General features: G+C 65.5%; 12 protein-coding genes and 1 pseudogene. 7 read left to right on the top strand and 6 right to left on the bottom strand.

From position 1 onward, the window contains the following. Nucleotides 1-220: 220 nt before the first annotated feature. The 3 genes and pseudogenes from QE394_RS08945 to QE394_RS08955 form a co-directional block, all read right to left on the bottom strand. A pseudogene (locus QE394_RS08945) lies at nucleotides 221-427 on the bottom strand (TetR/AcrR family transcriptional regulator); the annotation flags it as partial. Nucleotides 428-1,209: 782 nt separating this feature from the next. Next, a complete protein-coding gene (locus QE394_RS08950; RefSeq protein ID WP_349034329.1) occupies nucleotides 1,210-1,389 on the bottom strand; it encodes a histone-like nucleoid-structuring protein Lsr2 in 180 nt (59 codons plus the stop codon). Between the two features lie 73 nt (nucleotides 1,390-1,462). Further along, on the bottom strand, nucleotides 1,463-2,122 hold the full coding sequence (locus QE394_RS08955; protein ID WP_349034330.1) for a TetR/AcrR family transcriptional regulator: 660 nt from the start codon (nucleotides 2,120-2,122) through the stop codon (nucleotides 1,463-1,465). A 122-nt stretch (nucleotides 2,123-2,244) separates the two neighbouring features. Between QE394_RS08955 and QE394_RS08960 the strand changes: the two genes are divergently transcribed. From QE394_RS08960 to QE394_RS08990, 7 genes are all read left to right on the top strand, one after another. Next, on the top strand, nucleotides 2,245-3,585 hold the full coding sequence (locus QE394_RS08960; RefSeq protein ID WP_349034331.1) for an extracellular solute-binding protein: 1,341 nt from the start codon (nucleotides 2,245-2,247) through the stop codon (nucleotides 3,583-3,585). Next, the gene (locus QE394_RS08965; RefSeq protein WP_349034332.1) at nucleotides 3,582-4,541 is read left to right on the top strand and encodes a sugar ABC transporter permease; all 960 of its coding nucleotides are present in this window, start codon (nucleotides 3,582-3,584) and stop codon (nucleotides 4,539-4,541) included. The genes QE394_RS08960 and QE394_RS08965 overlap by 4 nt, the downstream gene beginning before the upstream one ends. An 80-nt stretch (nucleotides 4,542-4,621) precedes the next feature. After that, the gene (locus QE394_RS08970) at nucleotides 4,622-5,443 is read left to right on the top strand and encodes a carbohydrate ABC transporter permease (RefSeq protein ID WP_349035393.1); all 822 of its coding nucleotides are present in this window, start codon (nucleotides 4,622-4,624) and stop codon (nucleotides 5,441-5,443) included. Further along, entirely contained in the window at nucleotides 5,440-8,571 is a 3,132-nt protein-coding gene (locus tag QE394_RS08975; RefSeq protein ID WP_349034333.1) for a glycoside hydrolase family 2 TIM barrel-domain containing protein, read from the top strand. The genes QE394_RS08970 and QE394_RS08975 overlap by 4 nt, the downstream gene beginning before the upstream one ends. A 20-nt stretch (nucleotides 8,572-8,591) precedes the next feature. Further along, complete coding sequence (locus QE394_RS08980) at nucleotides 8,592-9,545, top strand: aldose 1-epimerase family protein (RefSeq protein WP_307093296.1); 954 nt, start codon at nucleotides 8,592-8,594, stop codon at nucleotides 9,543-9,545. Beyond that, complete coding sequence (gene galE / locus QE394_RS08985) at nucleotides 9,542-10,564, top strand: UDP-glucose 4-epimerase GalE (protein WP_349034334.1); 1,023 nt, start codon at nucleotides 9,542-9,544, stop codon at nucleotides 10,562-10,564. Before QE394_RS08980 ends, galE begins: the two co-directional genes overlap by 4 nt. 367 nt (nucleotides 10,565-10,931) lie before the next feature. Next, a complete protein-coding gene (locus tag QE394_RS08990; RefSeq protein ID WP_349034335.1) occupies nucleotides 10,932-11,957 on the top strand; it encodes an ATP-dependent 6-phosphofructokinase in 1,026 nt (341 codons plus the stop codon). A gap of 985 nt (nucleotides 11,958-12,942) precedes the next feature. Here the strand turns inward: QE394_RS08990 and QE394_RS08995 are convergent. Genes QE394_RS08995 through QE394_RS09005 form a run of 3 tightly spaced genes read right to left on the bottom strand, consistent with a single transcriptional unit; the run spans nucleotide 12,943 to nucleotide 18,542 of the window. Continuing rightward, nucleotides 12,943-13,827, bottom strand: coding sequence for an AraC family transcriptional regulator (locus QE394_RS08995; RefSeq protein ID WP_349034336.1), 885 nt, complete (start codon nucleotides 13,825-13,827; stop codon nucleotides 12,943-12,945). A 51-nt stretch (nucleotides 13,828-13,878) separates the two neighbouring features. After that, nucleotides 13,879-15,228 carry a cellulase-like family protein gene (locus tag QE394_RS09000; protein WP_349034337.1) on the bottom strand — a complete coding sequence of 450 codons (1,350 nt, stop codon included), beginning with the start codon at nucleotides 15,226-15,228 and terminating at the stop codon, nucleotides 13,879-13,881. Then, the gene (locus QE394_RS09005; RefSeq protein WP_349034338.1) at nucleotides 15,225-18,542 is read right to left on the bottom strand and encodes a DUF5107 domain-containing protein; all 3,318 of its coding nucleotides are present in this window, start codon (nucleotides 18,540-18,542) and stop codon (nucleotides 15,225-15,227) included. The genes QE394_RS09000 and QE394_RS09005 overlap by 4 nt, the downstream gene beginning before the upstream one ends. Between the last annotated feature and the right edge of the window lie 28 nt (nucleotides 18,543-18,570).

Consider the following 18,570-nt stretch of genomic DNA (forward strand, 5'->3'; position numbering starts at 1 on the left):
AGTCAGTTGCCCCCCGCTCTGTTTCCGCCGGCGCCGGACGGACCTGCTGCTGCAAGGCCGGACGTTCTTTATCAACCAAAAGTGCGTCAGCGTTTACCAAGAATGTCCCCCTCGACGAGCTTGTCTCACCAGAGTAAGAAGCATGGACCGGCAAACGGAAGAGTATTATCCAATCACGGGAGTAATTGTGTGAATCTTGAGCCTCCCTTGTCTCTAGGTTTTTCGGGAAGCGTGAAATACCCCGCCATGCCAGACGGTAAATAAGCTCGCTGGCCGTGTCCAGACTCAGGGCAGCGCTGCCTTGTTCAGAAGTGTCCTCTGCCCAATAACGTGCGCTTGCCTGAGCCAAACCCGTCAATCCTCTACCCAGCAGTTCCGCTTCGCCAAGCGGCAAATCAGCGTCCTCGCTGATGATTCGGGCGATTGCGCCCAACTCACCCCCGCCAACTGACCCTCTAATCCGAGGGAGGACGGAAAATACGATCCGGAACATAGAAGCGCTGGGCACGGATGTCCCAAAACGAGGGATCAGCGCCGTCGTGCTCGCCGCACGACCCATGACTATTCTCGCCGGCACCGGGGCCGCATACGCCTTGGCGGGGACCTAAGATGTCGCAGCACTTCGTACTGCGCGTGACCGTGCGGGACGGACTTGCTGGGGTCAACCGAGTCGTAGGGCTGGTGCGTGTCCGCGGAAGCGGGCCCCGATCCATCACCGCATGGGTTACGTCGGAGGCCGACACCTGGGTCATTGAGCACACCCTCTTCGCCAGCGAAGAATCTCTAGCGCTCCTCCACAGACAGCTCGAACGGCTGCCTTGCGTAACAAACGTCCAACACAGCCTGGCAGGACCGGAAGCTTCATCGACTCTTCAACATCGATTACCAGGTGACGATTTCCGCCGAATCCATAAAGATCAACAGCAGCTCAGCACGTGAGGAACGACTGGAACGGCCAACCGGGAACTTCGGCCACTTGCCTTGCTCACCTGACGCACGGGATTTTCCTACCCGGTGCAGCATGGTTTCGACACAACCCAACTGCCCGACGAGGTTCCGGCTGGTATAAACCAGGGCCTCAGCGGACGTGGAGCGCAGTGCCCTAACACGGCATCGAGCACCCCGAAGGCCGGCTTCACGTTCAACCCGCTCTGGTAACCGCTGATGCCGTTCGCACGCAGACCTTTTGTCTAGGACGAGACTGAAAAGTCACAACAGGAAAGGACCGGGCTTTGTCGCGTTTCGCCTTGTCTTGCGTTTGCGGCCGGTCGTTCCACGGGCGGCGGACATGTACGGCTTCATCGCTTCCCGCAGCCCGTCCGCGTTCGCGGCGCTCAGATCAATCTCGAAATCGTCCCCATCAAAGGGTGAGCTCGCCGCGCTGGCCATTGCTGTTCACCTAAAGCATCCCTCAACTAGACACTGCACGGCTACTTGCCGGAAATATCCGTTACCGTCCACATCAGAGTGAGTTCAGCGCTTCCAAGGAGGTCGCAGTACCAGCTGACCACCCGGCATCTTCTTCCGGCACAAGGATAAGGTCGAGGTAGCCCTTAAGGATGCCTGGCACGTCCACTGTGTCGGGACTAAGGAGCCACTCGGTTTGGATTCCTTCCCATAGAGCCACGATGGTAGGTCCCGCGACATCAGGGTCGACGCCAGGCCGGAGGCGGCCAATGCTCGCAAGGTAGCGCAGCTCCCCGCTGTATTCATCGCGAAGCCGGGCGAAGCGCTGGACAAAGTAGCTCCGGGCCGGGTGGTCCTCAGTCGTGGCTTCTCCGCAGAGTACGGAGTAGAGCTCAACGAGGTGGGGAAGTTCCTCATTGTGCTCCGCCTGCCGCACGATGGTCTCCGCAAACCGCTCTCGTGTACCCGGCGTACTCGTGGATATTCGGTCGCGGTACTCAAGCACCGCAACGAGCAGCTGCGCTTTCGTAGGGAAGTGGTGGAGGAGTGTGGTCTGACTAATTCCTGCCCGATCCGCGACGTCCTGGATGCTGCCGCCGTTGTAGCCCCGTGAGCCGAAGACCTCTACGGCGGCTTCAAGAATTTGCCGTTGACGCTCAGCGGTCTTGGCGTAGGGGCCGCGCGGGCCTGAGCGTGCGTTCGCCTTGTTAGTCATGGAATCCAGTCTAATTTCATTAAAAGCCGAGCATGTACTCGGGTTTCATGTTAGTCTTGTCACGTCGGGCCATCCGGCCCCGGTGCCGTATCCGCGGCGCTGACCATAACGAAGTGGGACTCATGCCATCTTTGACACGACGACAACTCCTTTGCGGTGGGCTCGGCGCCTCCGCCTTTGCCCTTCTCACCGGATGCGCCACTCCGGGAACTGTTTCCGTCAATACCGCACCTGCAATTCCTGCGGCCAGTACCGGTGAGAAAGTGACACTCACGTACTGGTCCTGGCTCAAGAATGTTCAGAAGGTCGCGGATATCTGGAACGCGAGCCACCCGAATGTCCAGGTTGAGACGGTATGGATCCCCAGCGGCAACCGTGGCGGGTACTCCAAGCTTTACGCCGCGCTAGCGGCGGGCGGCGGCCCTGACCTAGCGCAGGTTGAAATGCGTACCGTCCCTGAGTTCATGCTCGTCAACGGGCTCGTGGATCTCTCGCGCTACGGTGCCCGTGAATACGCACACCTTTATGACCCCGCACTTTGGAGTCAGGTGAGCTTCTCCGGGGGCGTCTACGGCATCCCCCAGGACTCGGGGCCGATGGCCACGTTCTACCGCCCCGACGTCCTGGCCAAGGTAGGCGCGGCGGCACCGGTGACGTGGGAGGAGTGGGCAGCTGTCGGGAAGGAACTCCGCGGTGCGAACGCCTACATCGACTGCTTCTCTCTCGCGGACACCTCCTACTTCGTCTCTTTCGCCGCGCAGGCCGGTGCTTCCTGGCTGCGCCCAGCCGAGGACGGCTGGGTCATCAACATGACCGACGACTCAACGCTGAACGTCGCGCGGTTCTTTGACCGGGCAATCGACAACGGCATCGTCACCACCGCCTACGGACCCTTCACCCCCGGCTGGTACGCTGCGGCCGCAAAGGGGGAGCTCGCGTCGCTCACGAGCGGCAGCTGGGCCGATGCCCTGGTGCAGAGCGTCAGCGGCGGAGCTGGAAAGTGGCGCGTGGCGCCCATGCCCACTTGGGACCCGAGCGGGTATGGCTCGAGCTACCTGGGCGGGTCCACCGCGGCGGTCCTGGCTAACAGCAAGCACCCGCGCGAGGCCCTCGAGTTCGCTGTCTGGATGACGTCTACGCAGGCCGGCATCGACGCCGAGATCGCCAACAGTGGCATCGGATGGTCGCCCGTGCCGGGCATCATAGGTGCAAACCGCGAGAAGCCCTCCGCCTTCTTCGGGGGGCAGAACTACAACCAGGACGTCATCGTGCCGGCGAGTAAGTCGCAGAACATGGACTGGTCCTGGTGGCCCGTCACCACGCAGTCTTTCAACATCCTGGGCGACGGGTTCCGCCGTAAGGCATCGGGCACGAGCCTGGTCGACACCGTAGCAGCCGCCGAGCAGCAGATCATGACCGCCTTCAGGAACAAAGGTCTGACAATTAGGAAGGAGCAGGCATGAGCGCCACCGCAGATACCGCACAAGCACATCCGTCAGCACTCCAGCGGGAGGGGCGCGGACCGGCAAGGCAGCAGCGCCGCGCCGTCACCCGTGCACCTTGGATACTGCTCGCGCCCTTCCTAGCGCTCTTTGCCCTCACGTTCATCTTCCCGATCATCGCTGCTGTCGGTTCGAGCTTTACGAAAGTGACCCGCAGTGGCCTCTTCGGCGAGACGGGCGTCCACTCCGGGTTTGCAGGGTTCGAGAACTATGCCCGCGCCCTCGGGGACGGCAGCTTCCTCGCCTCAATCGGCCGCGTGCTGCTCTTCGGCGTGGTCCAGGTCCCTGTCATGATCGCCCTCTGTACAGTCCTTGCGCTCCTGCTGGAGTCGGCCTCGGCCAAGTGGCCCGGGTTCTTCCGCGCGGCCTACTTCATGCCGTATGGCGTGCCGGGCGTCATCGCGACCATTCTCTGGTCTTTCCTCTACGTCCCAGGTCTTAGCCCGATCGTGGACGCTGCCACGTCCGTAGGCCTCACCGTGAACTTCCTCGGCCCGGACACCGTGCTGTGGTCCATCGCCAACATCGTTACGTGGAGCTACACGGGCTACAACATGCTCATCGTCATAGCCCAGCTCAAGTCGATCCCCGGCGAGATATATGAAGCTGCGCGCGTGGACGGTGCCGGGCCCTTCCGTGTCGCGTGGACCATTCAGCTGCCGCTTATCCGGCCCGCCCTCGTGCTCACTACGGTGTTCTCGATCATCGGCACGCTTCAACTGTTCGCCGAGGCGCAAGTCCTCCAGACTGTGGCGCCGGCCGTCGACAGCCAATACACCCCGAACCTCTCCGCCTACACCACTGCCTTTGCATACAACGACTACAACGTTGCCGCAGCCCAGGCCGTGCTCATCGCCCTCGCGGCCTTCATCCTCTCCTTCACCTTCCTCCGGTTCACGAACAGGAAGTCCTCATGACTGCCACTCCCACCCTTAGCCGGCCCCAGAGCGTCGCCGGGGAGCCCCCTGTGACCCGGCGCCGACGCCCCGGCTCCACAATGATCCTCGTCACGGGTCTGCTTGTCGTAGCCGCGCTCTACTTCCTGGTCCCCGTTTATTGGGTCGTGGTCGCTGCGACCAAGACCAGCGGAGACCTGTTCGCGACCAACGGTTTCCTGTTCGCCCCTAATTTCGTCCTGTGGGACAACCTTGCCAACGTCCTCTCCTACGGGGACGGCGTCTTCGTACGCTGGTTCCTCAACTCAATTCTGTATGCAGGGGTTGGCGCACTGGCCGCGACGTACTTCGCCGCTGCTGGCGGCTACGCCTTGGCCAAGTACAACTTCCGGGGCAACAGTCTCATCTTCGGGCTCGTCCTCGGCGGCGTCCTCGTCCCCGGCACCGCCACGGCCCTGCCCCTGTTCCTGTTCTTCAGCCAGCTCGGCATCGCCAACACGTACTGGAGCGTCCTGTTGCCCTCCCTCGTATCGCCGTTCGGCCTGTTTCTGTGCCGGGTTTATGCTCAGGCAACAGTGGATCCGGCGCTGTTGGAGGCTGCGCGAATCGACGGCGCGGGCGAACTTCGCATCTTCCACTCCGTGGGGCTGCGGGTTCTCACTCCCGCCCTGGTGACGGTGTTCTTGTTCCAGCTCGTGGGCATCTGGAACAACTACTTCCTGCCGCTGGTGATGCTCTCCGACTCGAATCTGTTCCCCATCACGGTAGGTCTGAACAACTGGCTCAGCCAAGCCGACCGGCTACCGGAGTTCTACCAGCTGACCACCGGCGGCGTACTGCTGTCTGTCATCCCGCTCGCCATCGCCATGATCGTCCTTCAGCGCTTCTGGCGTGGAGGCCTCACAGAAGGAGCCGTCAAATGAGCCCCCGTCCAGCGGAGGCCACAGCCTCCACCGCCTACGTCACCGACCCGGGCCCGGGAGAAGGACGGCGAGTACCGGCCCGTTCCTGGCTTCGCACCGACGCCCCGTCCCTGTCCCTCGACGGGCAATGGCGATTCCGACTCCTCAACGGAGTCCCCGGAACACCCGGCGGGCGTGGGGTGCTGCCCCCGGGGGAGGCCGCGGAAGCGATGGCCGCTGCGGAGTACGACGACACTACGTGGGCGTCGCTCACCGTACCCTCCCACTGGGTGCTCAAGGGCGACGGATTGTACGGCCGCCCGATCTACACCAACGTCCAGTTCCCGTTCCCAATCGACCCGCCATTCGTCCCCGACGAAAACCCCACCGGAGACTATCGCCGCACGTTCGAGCTGCCCGACGGCTGGAAGGCCAACGACACAGGCGGCGAGAGCCGCGTCGTCCTGCGCTTCGACGGCGTCGAATCCCGGTACAAGGTATGGGTCAACGGCACAGAAATCGGATGGGGCGCCGGAAGTCGCCTCGCCCAGGAGTTCGACGTCACCGACGCTGTCAGCACCGGTACCAACACCATCGCAGTCCGCGTCCATCAATGGTCCGCTTCCAGCTACCTCGAAGACCAAGACCAGTGGTGGCTACCGGGCATTTTCCGCTCCGTGACCCTCTTATCCCGCCCGGCCGGCGGCATCGAGGACGTCTGGCTCCAGACCGGCTACAACGACGGGGCCGGGACCCTGGAACCGGAAGTGAAAGCGCCAGCATCGTCATACCCTATTCGCCTCCGCGTACCCGAGCTCGGCGTCGACGTCGAGTGGGCCAATCCCGGTGATGTTGCACCGGTACCTGTTTCTGCCGTCGAGCCCTGGACCGCAGAAACCCCGCGGCTCTACGATGCGACCGTGGCCAGCAAGGCCGAGACGGTGTCGCTGCGGATCGGCTTCCGCACCGTAGAGATTGTCGGAGACCAATTCCTGGTCAATGGACGCAAAGTGGTGTTCCACGGTGTCAATCGCCACGAAACCCACCCCACGCTCGGCCGCGTCTTCGACGAGAACTTCGCCCGCGAGGACCTCGCGCTCATGAAGCGCTCCAACGTCAACGCAATCCGTACCAGCCACTACCCGCCCCACCCGAGACTGCTCGAACTCGCAGACGAGATGGGCTTCTGGGTAATCCTCGAGTGCGACCTCGAGACGCACGGGTTCGAGCGGCACGGCTGGGCCCAGAACCCGAGCGATGAGCCGATGTGGCGCGAGGCGCTCCTTGACCGGATCGAACGGACCGTGGAGCGGGACAAGAACCGACCCTCGATCGTCATGTGGTCCCTCGGCAACGAATCCGGCACAGGACAAAATCTCGCCGCTATGTCCGCGTGGGTGCACGCACGGGATGCGGGCAGACCCGTCCACTACGAAAACGACTACGCCGGCGCGTACACCGACGTGTACTCCCGCATGTACGCGACACTGCCCGAGGTGGAAACGATCGGACGCGACGACGACACCACACCGCTGCTGGGCTGCTCCCCTGCCGAGGGGGCGCGGCAGCGGACCAAGCCGTTCCTTCTGTGCGAGTACGTCCACGCAATGGGCAACGGGCCCGGGAACATATTGCTGTACGAGGACCTCATCGCGAAATACCCGCGGCTGCACGGCGGGTTCGTCTGGGAGTGGCGCGACCACGGTATCGCCGCCCGTACCGCGGACGGCACCGAATACTTCGCCTACGGCGGCGACTTCGGCGAGGAAATCCATGACGGCAACTTCGTGCTCGACGGCCTCATCCTCTCCGACTCCACGCCCTCGCCGGGACTATATGAGTTCAAGACCGTCGTGGCGCCCGTGAGACTTGCCTTTGACGGGCTCGAGCCGGGCGGCAAGCCCTTTATACGGGTGACCAACCTGCGACACAGCGCGGATCTGGGAGACATGGTCTTTCGCTGGCGGATCGAGGACGACGGCGAACCAGTCGCCTCCGGTGAGCTCGCCGTCGATGGGCTCGACGGCGGCCCACTCACCCCTGGCGCCTCGGCCGCGGTCCCCCTTCCGGTGTCCGCCGAGGGATGCACTGGAGAGGTATGGGTGACCGTCGAGGCGGTCCTCGAGCAGGATGCCGGGTGGGCGCATTCCGGGCACGAAGTCGCCTCAGCGCAGGGCCGCCTCGCGTCGCCCGCGAGGCGCCCGCTGCCGTTTGCAGCCGGGCTCCTGGGCGGAAATTGGCGGCCGGGAGAAGGCGCCGGGCTCCTGGAGCTCGGGCCGGCAGTCTTCGATGAAGGGCGGCTCGTTACACTCGCTGGCCTCCCTGTGGATGGGCCCCGGCTTGAGCTGTTCCGGGCGCCCACGGACAATGACCGCGGCGAATCCCGGGGCGGATACATCGACACCGACCCTTGGGCACCAGACGCAGACGGCATCCCGGGTGTAGGAGCTCCCGGGCCTTCGTCGGCAGCGCGTTGGCACGCGGCCGGTCTGGACCGGCTGCACGGGCGTGTTGAGGCAGTCGAAGTGCTCGATGACCGTGCCCTCCGCGTGCGCACCCGGTACGCCGCGGCGGACCAGGTGCGCACCGTCACCGTCGAGGAGCAATGGATTCTCGACCCCGAAGGTTTGTGGCTGCGGGTGGACATTCTGCCATCCTCCGATTGGGACGGTGTGTGGCCCCGTGTCGGTGTGCGGTTCGGGCTGCCCGCCGACGTGGACGCGGCGTCATGGTTCGGGCTGGGACCGCACGAGTCCTACCCTGACAGCCTCGAAGCCGCGCTTGTGGGACGGTACGCAGCCGGGATCGATCAGCTCGCCGTGCCGTATGCGTGCCCGCAGGAGACCGGTCACCGCGGAGGTATGCGCTCCCTCGACCTGCTCCGGGGCTCGGAGCCGTGGGTACGGGTAGACGCGTTCGCGGACTCGCGGGGCCGCCTGCCGGGCTTCACCCTGAGCCGGTACACGGCCCAGGAGCTCGCCGCGGCCCGGCACCCGCATGAGCTGCCCGCGGCCACGCGTTCATGGTTATACCTCGACGCGGCCCAGCACGGGCTCGGCACTCGCTCGTGTGGCCCCGATGTCTGGCCCGAGTCCGCCTTGGCGCCGGAGGCTCGGACGCTCACCTTCCGCCTGGCGGCCTCCGAATGACCAGCCTCGTGATGTCCAGGATGAGCGCCGATACCGTTCCGATCTCCGGTAGGCAGACCACGCTGCGCTGCGGCCCCTACACCGCCGAAATAGCCAGCGTCGGTGCATCGTTACGCTCCTTGCGCTACAACGGCAGGGACTTGATTCTCCCCTTTTCGGAACATCAGGTCCGCCCCGCCTACCGAGGGGCAGTATTGGTGCCTTGGCCTAACAGGGTTATCGCGGGACGGTATGAATTCGAAGGTGTGGAATACCAGCTCGGTGTCAACGAACCGAGCCGGGGCCACGCACTTCATGGCCTATTGGCCTGGGAAGACTGGTGCCCGGTTAAATCGGACGAGTCCTCGGCCATTCTGTCCACCGTCGTTCAAGCGAGGAGCGGTTACCCCTTCCGCCTGGACGTACAGGTGTCCTACCAGCTGGATTTTTCCGGGCTGCACACCACTGTTACAGCCACCAACACCGGCCCCGGCTCAGCACCTTACGGGGCCGCCGGGCACCCATACTTGGTCGCCGGGGAGGGCCGGGTCGACGACTGGATTCTCGAACTGCCCGCACGAAAAGTGCAGCAAGTCAGCCCGGACCTTTTGATACCTACAGGAGTTAGCGACGTTTCAGAGGATCGACACTACGACTTTGTTGCCCCCCGCCTCATCGGTTCCACAACACTCGACCATGCGTTCACTGATCTCGTACGTGACAACGAAGGTTACTCAACCGCATGCCTGACTACATGGGACGGGTCCGGAACTTCGATGACATGGGGTCGGGACTGCCCCTGGGTGCAGATACACACAGCCGACCTCCCTGATGCGGAATCCAGCAGAGCTGGCCTGGCAGTAGAACCAATGACCTGTCCGCCTAATGCCTTCAACACTAGGACGGACCTCATAGTCCTCCTCCCGGGGCAGAGTCATACCGCGAGCTGGAATATTGAAGCGATACCAGTCGACCCAACACGCACCCGTTCATGAAAATCTTGGTCACAGGGGGCACGGGCTACATTGGTTCCCACACTGTTTTGTCCCTGCAGGAAGCCGGCCACGACGTGGTCGTCATCGACAACCTGGTCAACTCCAGCGAGGAGTCGCTGCGCCGCGTAGCCGAACTCAGCGGTAAGACCGCAGAGTTCCATCAGGTAAACCTGGTGGACGAGGCCGCCATCGACAAGGTCTTTGCCGGCGCAGCCATCGAGGCCGTCATCCACTTCGCTGGCCTCAAAGCGGTGGGCGAATCCGTGCGGGAGCCGTTGAAGTACTACTACAACAACCTTGTAGGCACTCTGAACCTGATCCGTGTGATGGACAGGCATGACGTCCGGTCCATCGTGTTCAGCTCGTCGGCCACCGTCTACGGGGAGCACAACCCCATCCCCTATGTGGAAAAGATGGAGATCGGGGCCAACAACCCCTACGGGCGCACCAAGGAACAGATTGAGGACATCCTCTCCGACCTCGGCGCCGCCGACCCGCGCTGGCACATAGCCCTGCTGCGCTATTTCAACCCGGTGGGTGCACACCCCTCCGGACGGATTGGCGAGGACCCGCAGGGTATCCCCAACAACCTGGTGCCGTTCATCGCCCAGGTGGCTGTGGGCCGCCGAGAGAAGCTCATGGTCTTCGGTGGCGACTACGACACCCCCGACGGCACCTGCCTGCGCGACTACATCCACGTGGTGGACCTGGCGGAAGGGCACGTCGCGGCCCTGAACCATATCGCGGACACCACCGGCGTGTTCCGCTGGAACCTCGGCTCCGGTAAGGGTTCCTCCGTGCTGGAGGTCCTGCGCTCCTTTGAGAAGGCCGTGGGCAAGCCCATCCCCTATGAGCTCACCGGCCGCCGCGCCGGAGACCTCCCTGCCTTCTGGGCAGATGCCACCTCCGCTGTGGCCGACCTCAGCTGGTCCATCACCAAGACCGTGGACCAAATGTGCGAAGACCACTGGCGCTGGCAGAAGAACAACCCCCAGGGCTATATATCCCACCGCGAATGAAATGTAGGAGCAGTGGATAAATGCAGACAGAAAATTCCACCTGCACGGACTTCCACGAGCATGAACGCACGCAACACGATTCCATCACCATCCACGCACGCACGCGATCCCATTTGGAGGCCGCCGTGGAGGCCGCCGTCCAAGAACTCTCTGTTTGTGCGAGGCATCGGAAGCAGGGAATTCTGGTAACCCGGACGGCTCCGGGAACGGTCATCGTAAGCCTTGACCCAAATGTTCCCTGCGGCATGAGCTACGAACGAACAACCTGGTAGTACACGAAGGCGATAGGGCGAAATCAGCCTTATGCCTGTCTTGGGCTTTTCTGATGGCCCCTTTCCAACATGGCAACTGAACCTAGGAATCACGCATGAAAATTGGAATCCTCACCAGCGGTGGCGACTGCCCCGGACTGAACGCGGTCATCCGCGGCGCCGCGCTCAAGGGCATCACCATCCACGGCCACGAATTCGTCGGATTCCGCGACGGCTGGCGCGGCGTGGTGGAGGGCGACATCATCGACCTTCCCCGCACCATCGTCCGCGGCATAGCCAAACAGGGCGGCACCATCCTGGGCACCTCACGCACCAACCCGTTCGACAACGGCGGCGGCCCGGATGTCATCAAGGCCCACATGGACCGCCTCGGCATCGACGCGATCATCGCCATCGGCGGTGAGGGAACACTGGCCGCCGCCAAACGCCTCACCGACGCCGGACTGAAAATCGTGGGCGTACCCAAGACCGTGGACAACGACCTCGACGCCACCGACTACACCTTCGGCTTCGACACCGCCGTGCAGATCGCCACCGAAGCCATCGACCGGCTGCGGACCACCGGCGAATCCCACCACCGGTGCATGATCGCCGAAGTGATGGGCCGCCACGTGGGCTGGATCGCGCTGCACGCCGGCATGGCGGCTGGCGCCCACGCCATCCTCATCCCCGAACAAGAAGTCAGCATCGACCAGATTACCCAGTGGGTAAAGGAAGCCCACCACCGTGGCCGCGCACCCCTGGTGGTCGTCGCAGAAGGCTTCATTCCCGAACATATGGACGGGGCCTATTCCGAGCGCGGCCTGGACACCTTCGGCCGTCCCCGCCTGGGCGGGATCGCCGACCAGCTCGTCCCGGAACTGGAAGCCCGCACCGGCATCGAAACCCGCGCCACTATCCTCGGCCACATCCAGCGCGGCGGCGTTCCGTCCGCCTTCGACCGGGTCCTGGCCACCCGGCTCGGCATGGCCGCCATCGACTCGATCATGCAAAGCAAGTGGGGCACCATGGTGGCCCTCAAAGGAACGGAAATTAAACACGTCAACTTCCATGAAGCTCTGGGCCAGCTCAAGACCGTCCCGCAGCAGCGCTACGACGAAGCCGCCGTCTTGTTCGGGTAGACGCTCAAAAGACAAACATCATTCGCGAACGTTATGCTCCCCGTCACAAAGTTGCTCAGCGTTCTGCTGCATGAAGCTCGAGGACGACATGCAAACAAGCACGACGCCGAATCAAGACTAAACAAACATCCACTCTTTCGCACCGTGGCAGCCTGTTGACGACTGGACTGTGCTGACCGGCCAGGACGTCGAAGTCCACACTCACGGCAGCATGACCGACCGCGGGCGCGTCGAAGCTGTCATGGCCGACGGATCTCTACTGTGGTTGATGCAGGACGGAGCCCACAGCCGGCGCGTCATAGAACAACAACCAGGAACGTACATCCGCCGTACCTGGAACTGACAGCGATCGTGTCGAGGGGAAACTAGATCTGCGCACTCAAGCTTCGACGACCAGCGGCTCCCACCCCATGGCGTCCGGATGGTGTAGCTCCGAGGCCGTCTCGTCATTGAAGAGCACACCCCAACCTGACGTCAGGCACCCACGGAAAAGATGTCAGATTAGGGTCCAATTCCGCTTTCCAGACCTCTTATCCGAAGGGTCCTAGACCCTACTCAGGCACTCACTCAGAAGGCAGCAGCCTCAACGCAGCCACCAACAGCCTGGAACTTCTGGTCCTCTGCGGTCTGGGCAACCACGTTCCGGGCGCACGGCGCAGTGACCTCGGTTTTGGTGCCGGACGTGGAGTCGATGCCCCAGGCAAAGCTGCACCCTGTAGCCCCCCGGCTCCGCCTGGACCTTGGACGCCGGCAGCCCGAAGAGCGCTGCAACGTCTGCGGCCACGTCCTCGAAATCCGGCCCGTAGTAGATGGTGGTCTCATCGGCGGGCTGTGCCTCAATCAAGCTGAGGTTAGCGAATCCGCCCTCTGTGAGGATGGGGGTGAGGTCGTGGCTCTGCGGCCCGGAACGGAGGCACCGGCAATCAGAAGCCACCGCGGCGCGCCTGCCCGAATACCGGCCACCCCCCTCGGTCAGCTACAGCGCTCACCCTTTCCGCTCCGCCCGGTACGCGCTGGGGCTCACCCCATGCAGACGCCGGAACTGGCGGGAGAAGTAGAACTGGTCCTGCAGCCCGATCACGCGGCCCACCTCGGCGATGGGCAGGTCCGTGGTGTCCAGCAGCAGCCGCGCCCGCGCCATCTTCAGCGCCGTATGGTGCGCCAGCACTCCCCCGCCCGTCGCCTCCCGGAACAGCTTGCTCAGGTACGACGACGACACCCCCACCAGCGCCGCAAGATCGGCCAGGCGGACCGAGCCGTCCACCCGGTCCTCCAAATAGTTCATCGCCTGCTGCAGTGGCGTCCCCTTCTCCGGCAGCCGGCGGTCGATGGCCAGGGCGGTCAGCAGCCGCCACGCCATCCCGGCAGTGGCCACCAGCCTGGCCGGCGACTGGTCCTTCTCCAGCACGCTGATGATCTCGTCCAGCATCGCCGTCAGCCGGTCCGCCGCCACCAGCGGAATAACCTGCGCACCCCGCACGCCAGCTCCGTCCAGCAGGTCAGCCACATCGGCACCGCGCACATGGCACCACCAGATAGTCCACGGGTCGCCTTCCGCGGCACCGTACGCGTGCGCCTCACCTGTTCCGCCGGGAAGCACGACGGCGGTGGCCGCACCCACGGCGGTCCGCACCCCGCCGGTTTCCACCCACCCCGTGCCCGCGACGCACAGGATCACAATGGTTTCCGCCGCGCCGTCCGGCCGGTGCCGGCCGTGGTCGGCGGCTGCGGGAAAGACGCCGGCGTCGGTGACCACCAGGTGCCGGGTGATGGGACGGCTGAGGGCATCGCGGACCAGCGGCCGGGGCACCACCACCAGCCGCTGGTTCTGGAATCCCGTGGCACGCGCCAACCTGTCCCCCTCAGTCACGGAATGTCCATGATAGAACGGAAGCCCGGCAGCGGAACGGGACACCAGAGCTCAGCTCACAGGAAAGCCGAGGATCAGATCGTTCATGCGCCGCTGCCACCCGACGTCAGCCCACATGGGGTGGTGCGGGGCCGCGTTGGAACACAAAACCATCCCCCACACGCCGTGCGCCAGTGCCGTGCGGATTCCCTGCTCGGCCAGCTCCTGCCCCACCGGGCCCTCCTCGAAACCGCCCTGCAGCGGTGTGTAGCCGATCCACCCTTCGCCCACTACCGCGGGCACGCCCTTCCAGCGGGCCCACGCGGCGATCGCCACCACCCGCGATTCGATCTCCCGCCGCATCACCTCCCGGTACGGCCGGTATTCCTTGTCCAGCCACGTGTCCCAGGCCGCGGGATCGATCCAGTCGTAGCCGTAGAACATCTGGTCCGTGACCACGGTGGCCCGGTACTTCCAGGACGCCAGCCGCCCGTACTCAGCAAACGAGGGAGCATCGGCCCGCAACAGCGACCGCAGGGCAGCGTTGGGAAACCCGTCGGTCCCCTCGGACCGGATGTCGATCCGCTGCTGCAGCGCGTCCAGCACCCCATAGCTGTAGACGTGGAACTGGGCGGCGCCCAGGCCCTCCGGAACGGTGTGCATGGCCAGGTGCGGCGGCTTGCCGTAACTGGCCGTCACCAGCAGGTCCGGGTGCAGCTTCCGCAGCCGCTGCACCTGCTCCGTGCCGCCGTCGGCAAGCGCCGGGAGGATGGAGAAATCCACCTCGTTGTGCAGTTCCACCATGGCGATCCGCTCCCGGTGCCCGGCCCCGGACACGGCGCGGATCAGCCGGTCCCAGGCATCGGCCAGGACCCGGTACCGGCCGGCCAGCGGGACGGCGTCGATGGCCTGGAACCACTGCGGGGAGGCGGCGAACACCGTGGACTGCTGGTATTCCCAGCTGGCCAGGAGGATCACCAGCCCGTGGCGTTCCGCGGCGTCGAAAAGCGCGATGAGGCGCTCCCGCAGGTTCAGCCGGTACCCGCCGGGGGCGTCGTACCAGCGGGTGCCGCGGCCGTAGATTCCGCCGTCGGGCGCCGTGCCGAGCCCCTCGATCTCCAGGTCCTCCGCGAGCGCGTCCAGGCCGAGCCCGCCGAAAAGCAGCAGCGGCGCCGCACAGATCCGGATGGCGTTGTATCCGAGCTCCGCCGCCCGCGCAAACGCAGCGTCGAGGTCCGCGTACGGGCCGCCGTCCTCGGCGCGGGTGTACCAGGAAAAGTCCCAGAGGGTGATGGCCAGCCGGGGCGGAAGGTGCGACGGCGGCGCTCCGGTCAGGGAGCCCGTGTCACCTTCCACGGTTCCAGACCCCAGGTAGCGGGGTTCTTCACTCCCGGATGTTTCAGTCCCCAGGTTTTCGGTCACAGTGCTGCCCCTTCTTTCGTGCCGGCATGCGCGGCCAGCAGGCGCCCCTGACCAGCGAGTTGCCGGAGGTGCGCGGCTGCTGCGCCCCGGGAAGCTGCGGTATCAGTGTTAAAGAGGAGCAGCTCAGGCAGCGATGTCGCGAAATAGTCCGGCGCAGCGGGAGCGGAGTCCAGTTCATCAGCCCGGGCCTCCAGCTGCCGCCAGACGTCCTCGCCGCCGTCCGGCAATCCCAGCCGCACGAAGGCGATGCCCCGCCAGTAATCCGCCGAGCCTGCCGGACGCCGGTCCACCGCCAAGGGTCCGCCCGCCAGAAGGGCACGGTTCCACGCCTCCGCCGCGGCAGCAGCGTCGCCGGCAAGGTCCAGCGCGTCTCCCAAGGCCACGAACCGCTCAGCCATGCTGTCCGCGGGATGCCGGCCCTCGCCCAGGTTCGCCGGGGCCTCGATGCCGTCCCGCAGCAACGCTGCGGCCGCCGTCGGGCCCTCCGCCATCAGGACCCGGGCATGCCGGACCGCGGCCCGGTCGTAGGCCGCAAGCGCCAGGCCCTCACCGCCTTCGAAGGGCTGGAAACTGCGGGACGCCAGGAGCGCCAGCGCGTCCTCCGCCCGCCCGGCATCGGTCAGCAGGTTGGCGTAGAGGATGGCGAGGTCGTCCCGGTCCAGGACGGCGGGCCCGTGCTGCTCTATGGCGGCGATCCGCTCCCCGGCCGGCAACCCGCGGACCTCCGCCAGGACGGCACGCTCGAACACCAGCCGGGCATCGCCTGGGGCCAGTTCCAGGGCGCGGCGGAAGTACCGGTCAGCCGTGCCGGGGTCCCCGCCCGTATTCACCGTGGCAAGGGCGGCATTCCGCCACACCACGGGATCCTGCGAACCGTAGGCCATGGCCTTCTCCAGGTACGCCAGGGCGTCCGTGGTCCTGCCCGCGTCCAGCAGCCAGCACCCCAGCAGCCCGTGGGCCACCCGGTCCTTGGGATCGGCCTCCAGCGCCCGGTGCAGCGCATCGAAATCGTCCAGCCCGTAGGGGAACGCGTACGTGCTATCCGCGCGCCTTGCCCTGGCACGCTCCGCGGCGGCGGCTTCCGGGTCCAGCATTTCCTCGAGCCAGCCGGCCCGCAGGTAATGCCGCAGCGGGCCGGGGTTTCCGAAGGCCGGGTGGGCATCTGCGGGTTCCGCGCTGCGGGTCAGGTCAAGGGCACGCTCCCACTGCCCCGCCCGCGCCAGCCAGCACGCCACCACCAGGCCGGTCTTGGGATCCGCCACCTGCAGGGTTCCGGCGAGGGCCTGCGCCACCGGATCCAGGGGGTCGGCCGCCAGGATGTCCGCCAGCAGCGCGGTGCTCTCCGTCCGGCGCCCCAGCCGTTCCAGTGCGAGGTAGCTCAGGTGCCCGGCCTCCGGGCTGGTTGCCTCTGTCGCAAGCGCCAAAGCCGCCCGGCGGAGTGCTTCCGCCGCGTCACCGGACCGGAGGGCCAGCCGGGCGAGGGCCAGGTGCGCCGGGTGGGCCCATGCCCTGTCCCAGGCAGCCTTTCCGAAGCGTTCCCGGGCTTCCTCCAGATGCCCGGTCCGCTCCAGGACCAGGCCGAGCCGGTAGCTCGCTTCCCCGCTGGGCGGGTTCAGGTTCCGCCGGGTCAGACGGGCCAGGGCGTTCTCCAGCAGGTCCCGGGCCTGGGCATAGTGGCCGCTGCGGTACCTCGCGGCCGCGAGCGCGGTGGAAGCGCGCGAGTCCAGCGGATCCCGGCACAGCATCTCCTCGAAGTACGGCAGCGGCGACCGGGTAGGGTGCCGGTTCTGTGTCAGATGCGTCCCGGTGACAAACAGCTCGTCCATGCTGTCCATGTCCTGCGGCTGCGCCGGCTCGGTGGCCGCCCACGGTTCGGGGTTCTCCGCGGGGTGCCGAGGGGTCCACGAGATCACTTCTGTGTCCCCGTCCAGTACCCGCAGTGTCAGGTCGGTGCCGGCGGCGGGCACGGGCAGATGAAGCGTGGCGGTAAACGGATGGGCGGGCGAGAGAACCGCGGCCCACGTGTGGAGCGTTGCCTCTCCGAGCCTGAGTTCGATCCGCGCGTCCCGGCGTGCGGTGGCGGAGACGCCCACGGTAACGGTCCGGCCCGCGTCATCAAGGGAAAGCGCGACGGCGGCGTCCAGGTTTGCCTGCTGCGCCGGGCCCATCTGCCGGATGGGGTACCAGTACTGGCTGAAGGTGCGCGTCTCACCTGGGGCGAGGTAGCTGAAATCGGGCTGGTTGTCCGTGAAGACGCCAGCCATCAGCTCCACGTACGGGCCGTCGTCGTCCGTGAGGTGCCGGTCCCACGCGGTGCCCATTGGGCCGGTCCCCCACGTCCACTGCTTCTTGCCCGGGGCAATGCTGCGGTCCGCCCAATGGACGAACCCGGCCCCGGCGGCATGGTCGTACCCGCCGAAGAAGCTGTCCTTCGTGTCCGTGACCATGTAGGAGGTGGGGACCGGGATGTTGGCGTAGAAGTCGAGCCGGTCCGCATCCGACCGGTCCGCATCGCCGGCGCCTGATGCCGCGAGCGCGGGGTAATCCACGCCGTAGTACGGCCGGTCCGCGCGCGGAAAGGTGGTGACGGCCCGGCGGGCATGGTCCGCCACGTGGGTGACGTCCGTGGGGAAGAAGGACTGGTACTTATCGTGCACCCTGGCCGCGACGTTGGCCCACCAGAGGAAGGTCTGCGGCTCGTCGGTCCGGTTGTGGAGCCGCGCCTCCACCTCGATGAGTGAACTGCCCGGAATGAGCCGGACGCCGTGGGTGCCGCGCATCCGCTGCAGCGGGTCCAGGTCGCTGTGCCACACGGTGACGCTGCCGTTGCCGGACCGTTCCACGGCGGTGTCCACGGGGAGGAAGGTGGCCGGCCGGTGGTGCTGGGGCCAGTTGAACTCCACCCCGCCGGAGATCCAGGGCCCGGCGAGTCCCACCAGTCCGGGCTTGATCACGTTGTTCCGGTAGAAGAAGTCGTATCCGGCGGTCTTGTCATAACCGATGTGGATGCGGCCGCCGATCTCCGGGAGGAGCATCAGGCGGACATACTCGTTTTCGAGGTGGATGGCCTGCCACAGCCGGGGCTCCTTCTCCGCCCCGATGCTGTCGATGAACGGCACCGGATACACCTTGCCGCTGGAGCCCTGGTACACCCGCCGGTCCAGGAACAGCGGATACCGGTCGGGCTGCCCGGGAGCGTAGGTATCGATCAGCACCGGTTCGCTCCAGCAGGCCACACCGCCGCAGGCCAGGATGTCCTGCTGGTCCTGCGGGGCATCGGGCAGGGCAATCGTGCTCTTTACGTCATTCGTCACCACTACAGGCTATGAAGGGCGGCCACTC

It is taken from the genome of Pseudarthrobacter sp. SORGH_AS 212, from assembly GCF_030818145.1.
Lineage (GTDB): Bacteria > Actinomycetota > Actinomycetes > Actinomycetales > Micrococcaceae > Arthrobacter.

Coding starts and splice junctions, on each gene's coding strand:
- QE394_RS08950 (WP_349034329.1), bottom strand. CDS start 1,389: ATGGCCAGCGCGGCGAGCTCACCCTTTGATGGGGACGATTTCGAGATT.
- QE394_RS08955 (WP_349034330.1), bottom strand. CDS start 2,122: ATGACTAACAAGGCGAACGCACGCTCAGGCCCGCGCGGCCCCTACGCC.
- QE394_RS08960 (WP_349034331.1), top strand. CDS start 2,245: ATGCCATCTTTGACACGACGACAACTCCTTTGCGGTGGGCTCGGCGCC.
- QE394_RS08965 (WP_349034332.1), top strand. CDS start 3,582: ATGAGCGCCACCGCAGATACCGCACAAGCACATCCGTCAGCACTCCAG.
- QE394_RS08970 (WP_349035393.1), top strand. CDS start 4,622: ATGATCCTCGTCACGGGTCTGCTTGTCGTAGCCGCGCTCTACTTCCTG.
- QE394_RS08975 (WP_349034333.1), top strand. CDS start 5,440: ATGAGCCCCCGTCCAGCGGAGGCCACAGCCTCCACCGCCTACGTCACC.
- QE394_RS08980 (WP_307093296.1), top strand. CDS start 8,592: ATGAGCGCCGATACCGTTCCGATCTCCGGTAGGCAGACCACGCTGCGC.
- galE (WP_349034334.1), top strand. CDS start 9,542: ATGAAAATCTTGGTCACAGGGGGCACGGGCTACATTGGTTCCCACACT.
- QE394_RS08990 (WP_349034335.1), top strand. CDS start 10,932: ATGAAAATTGGAATCCTCACCAGCGGTGGCGACTGCCCCGGACTGAAC.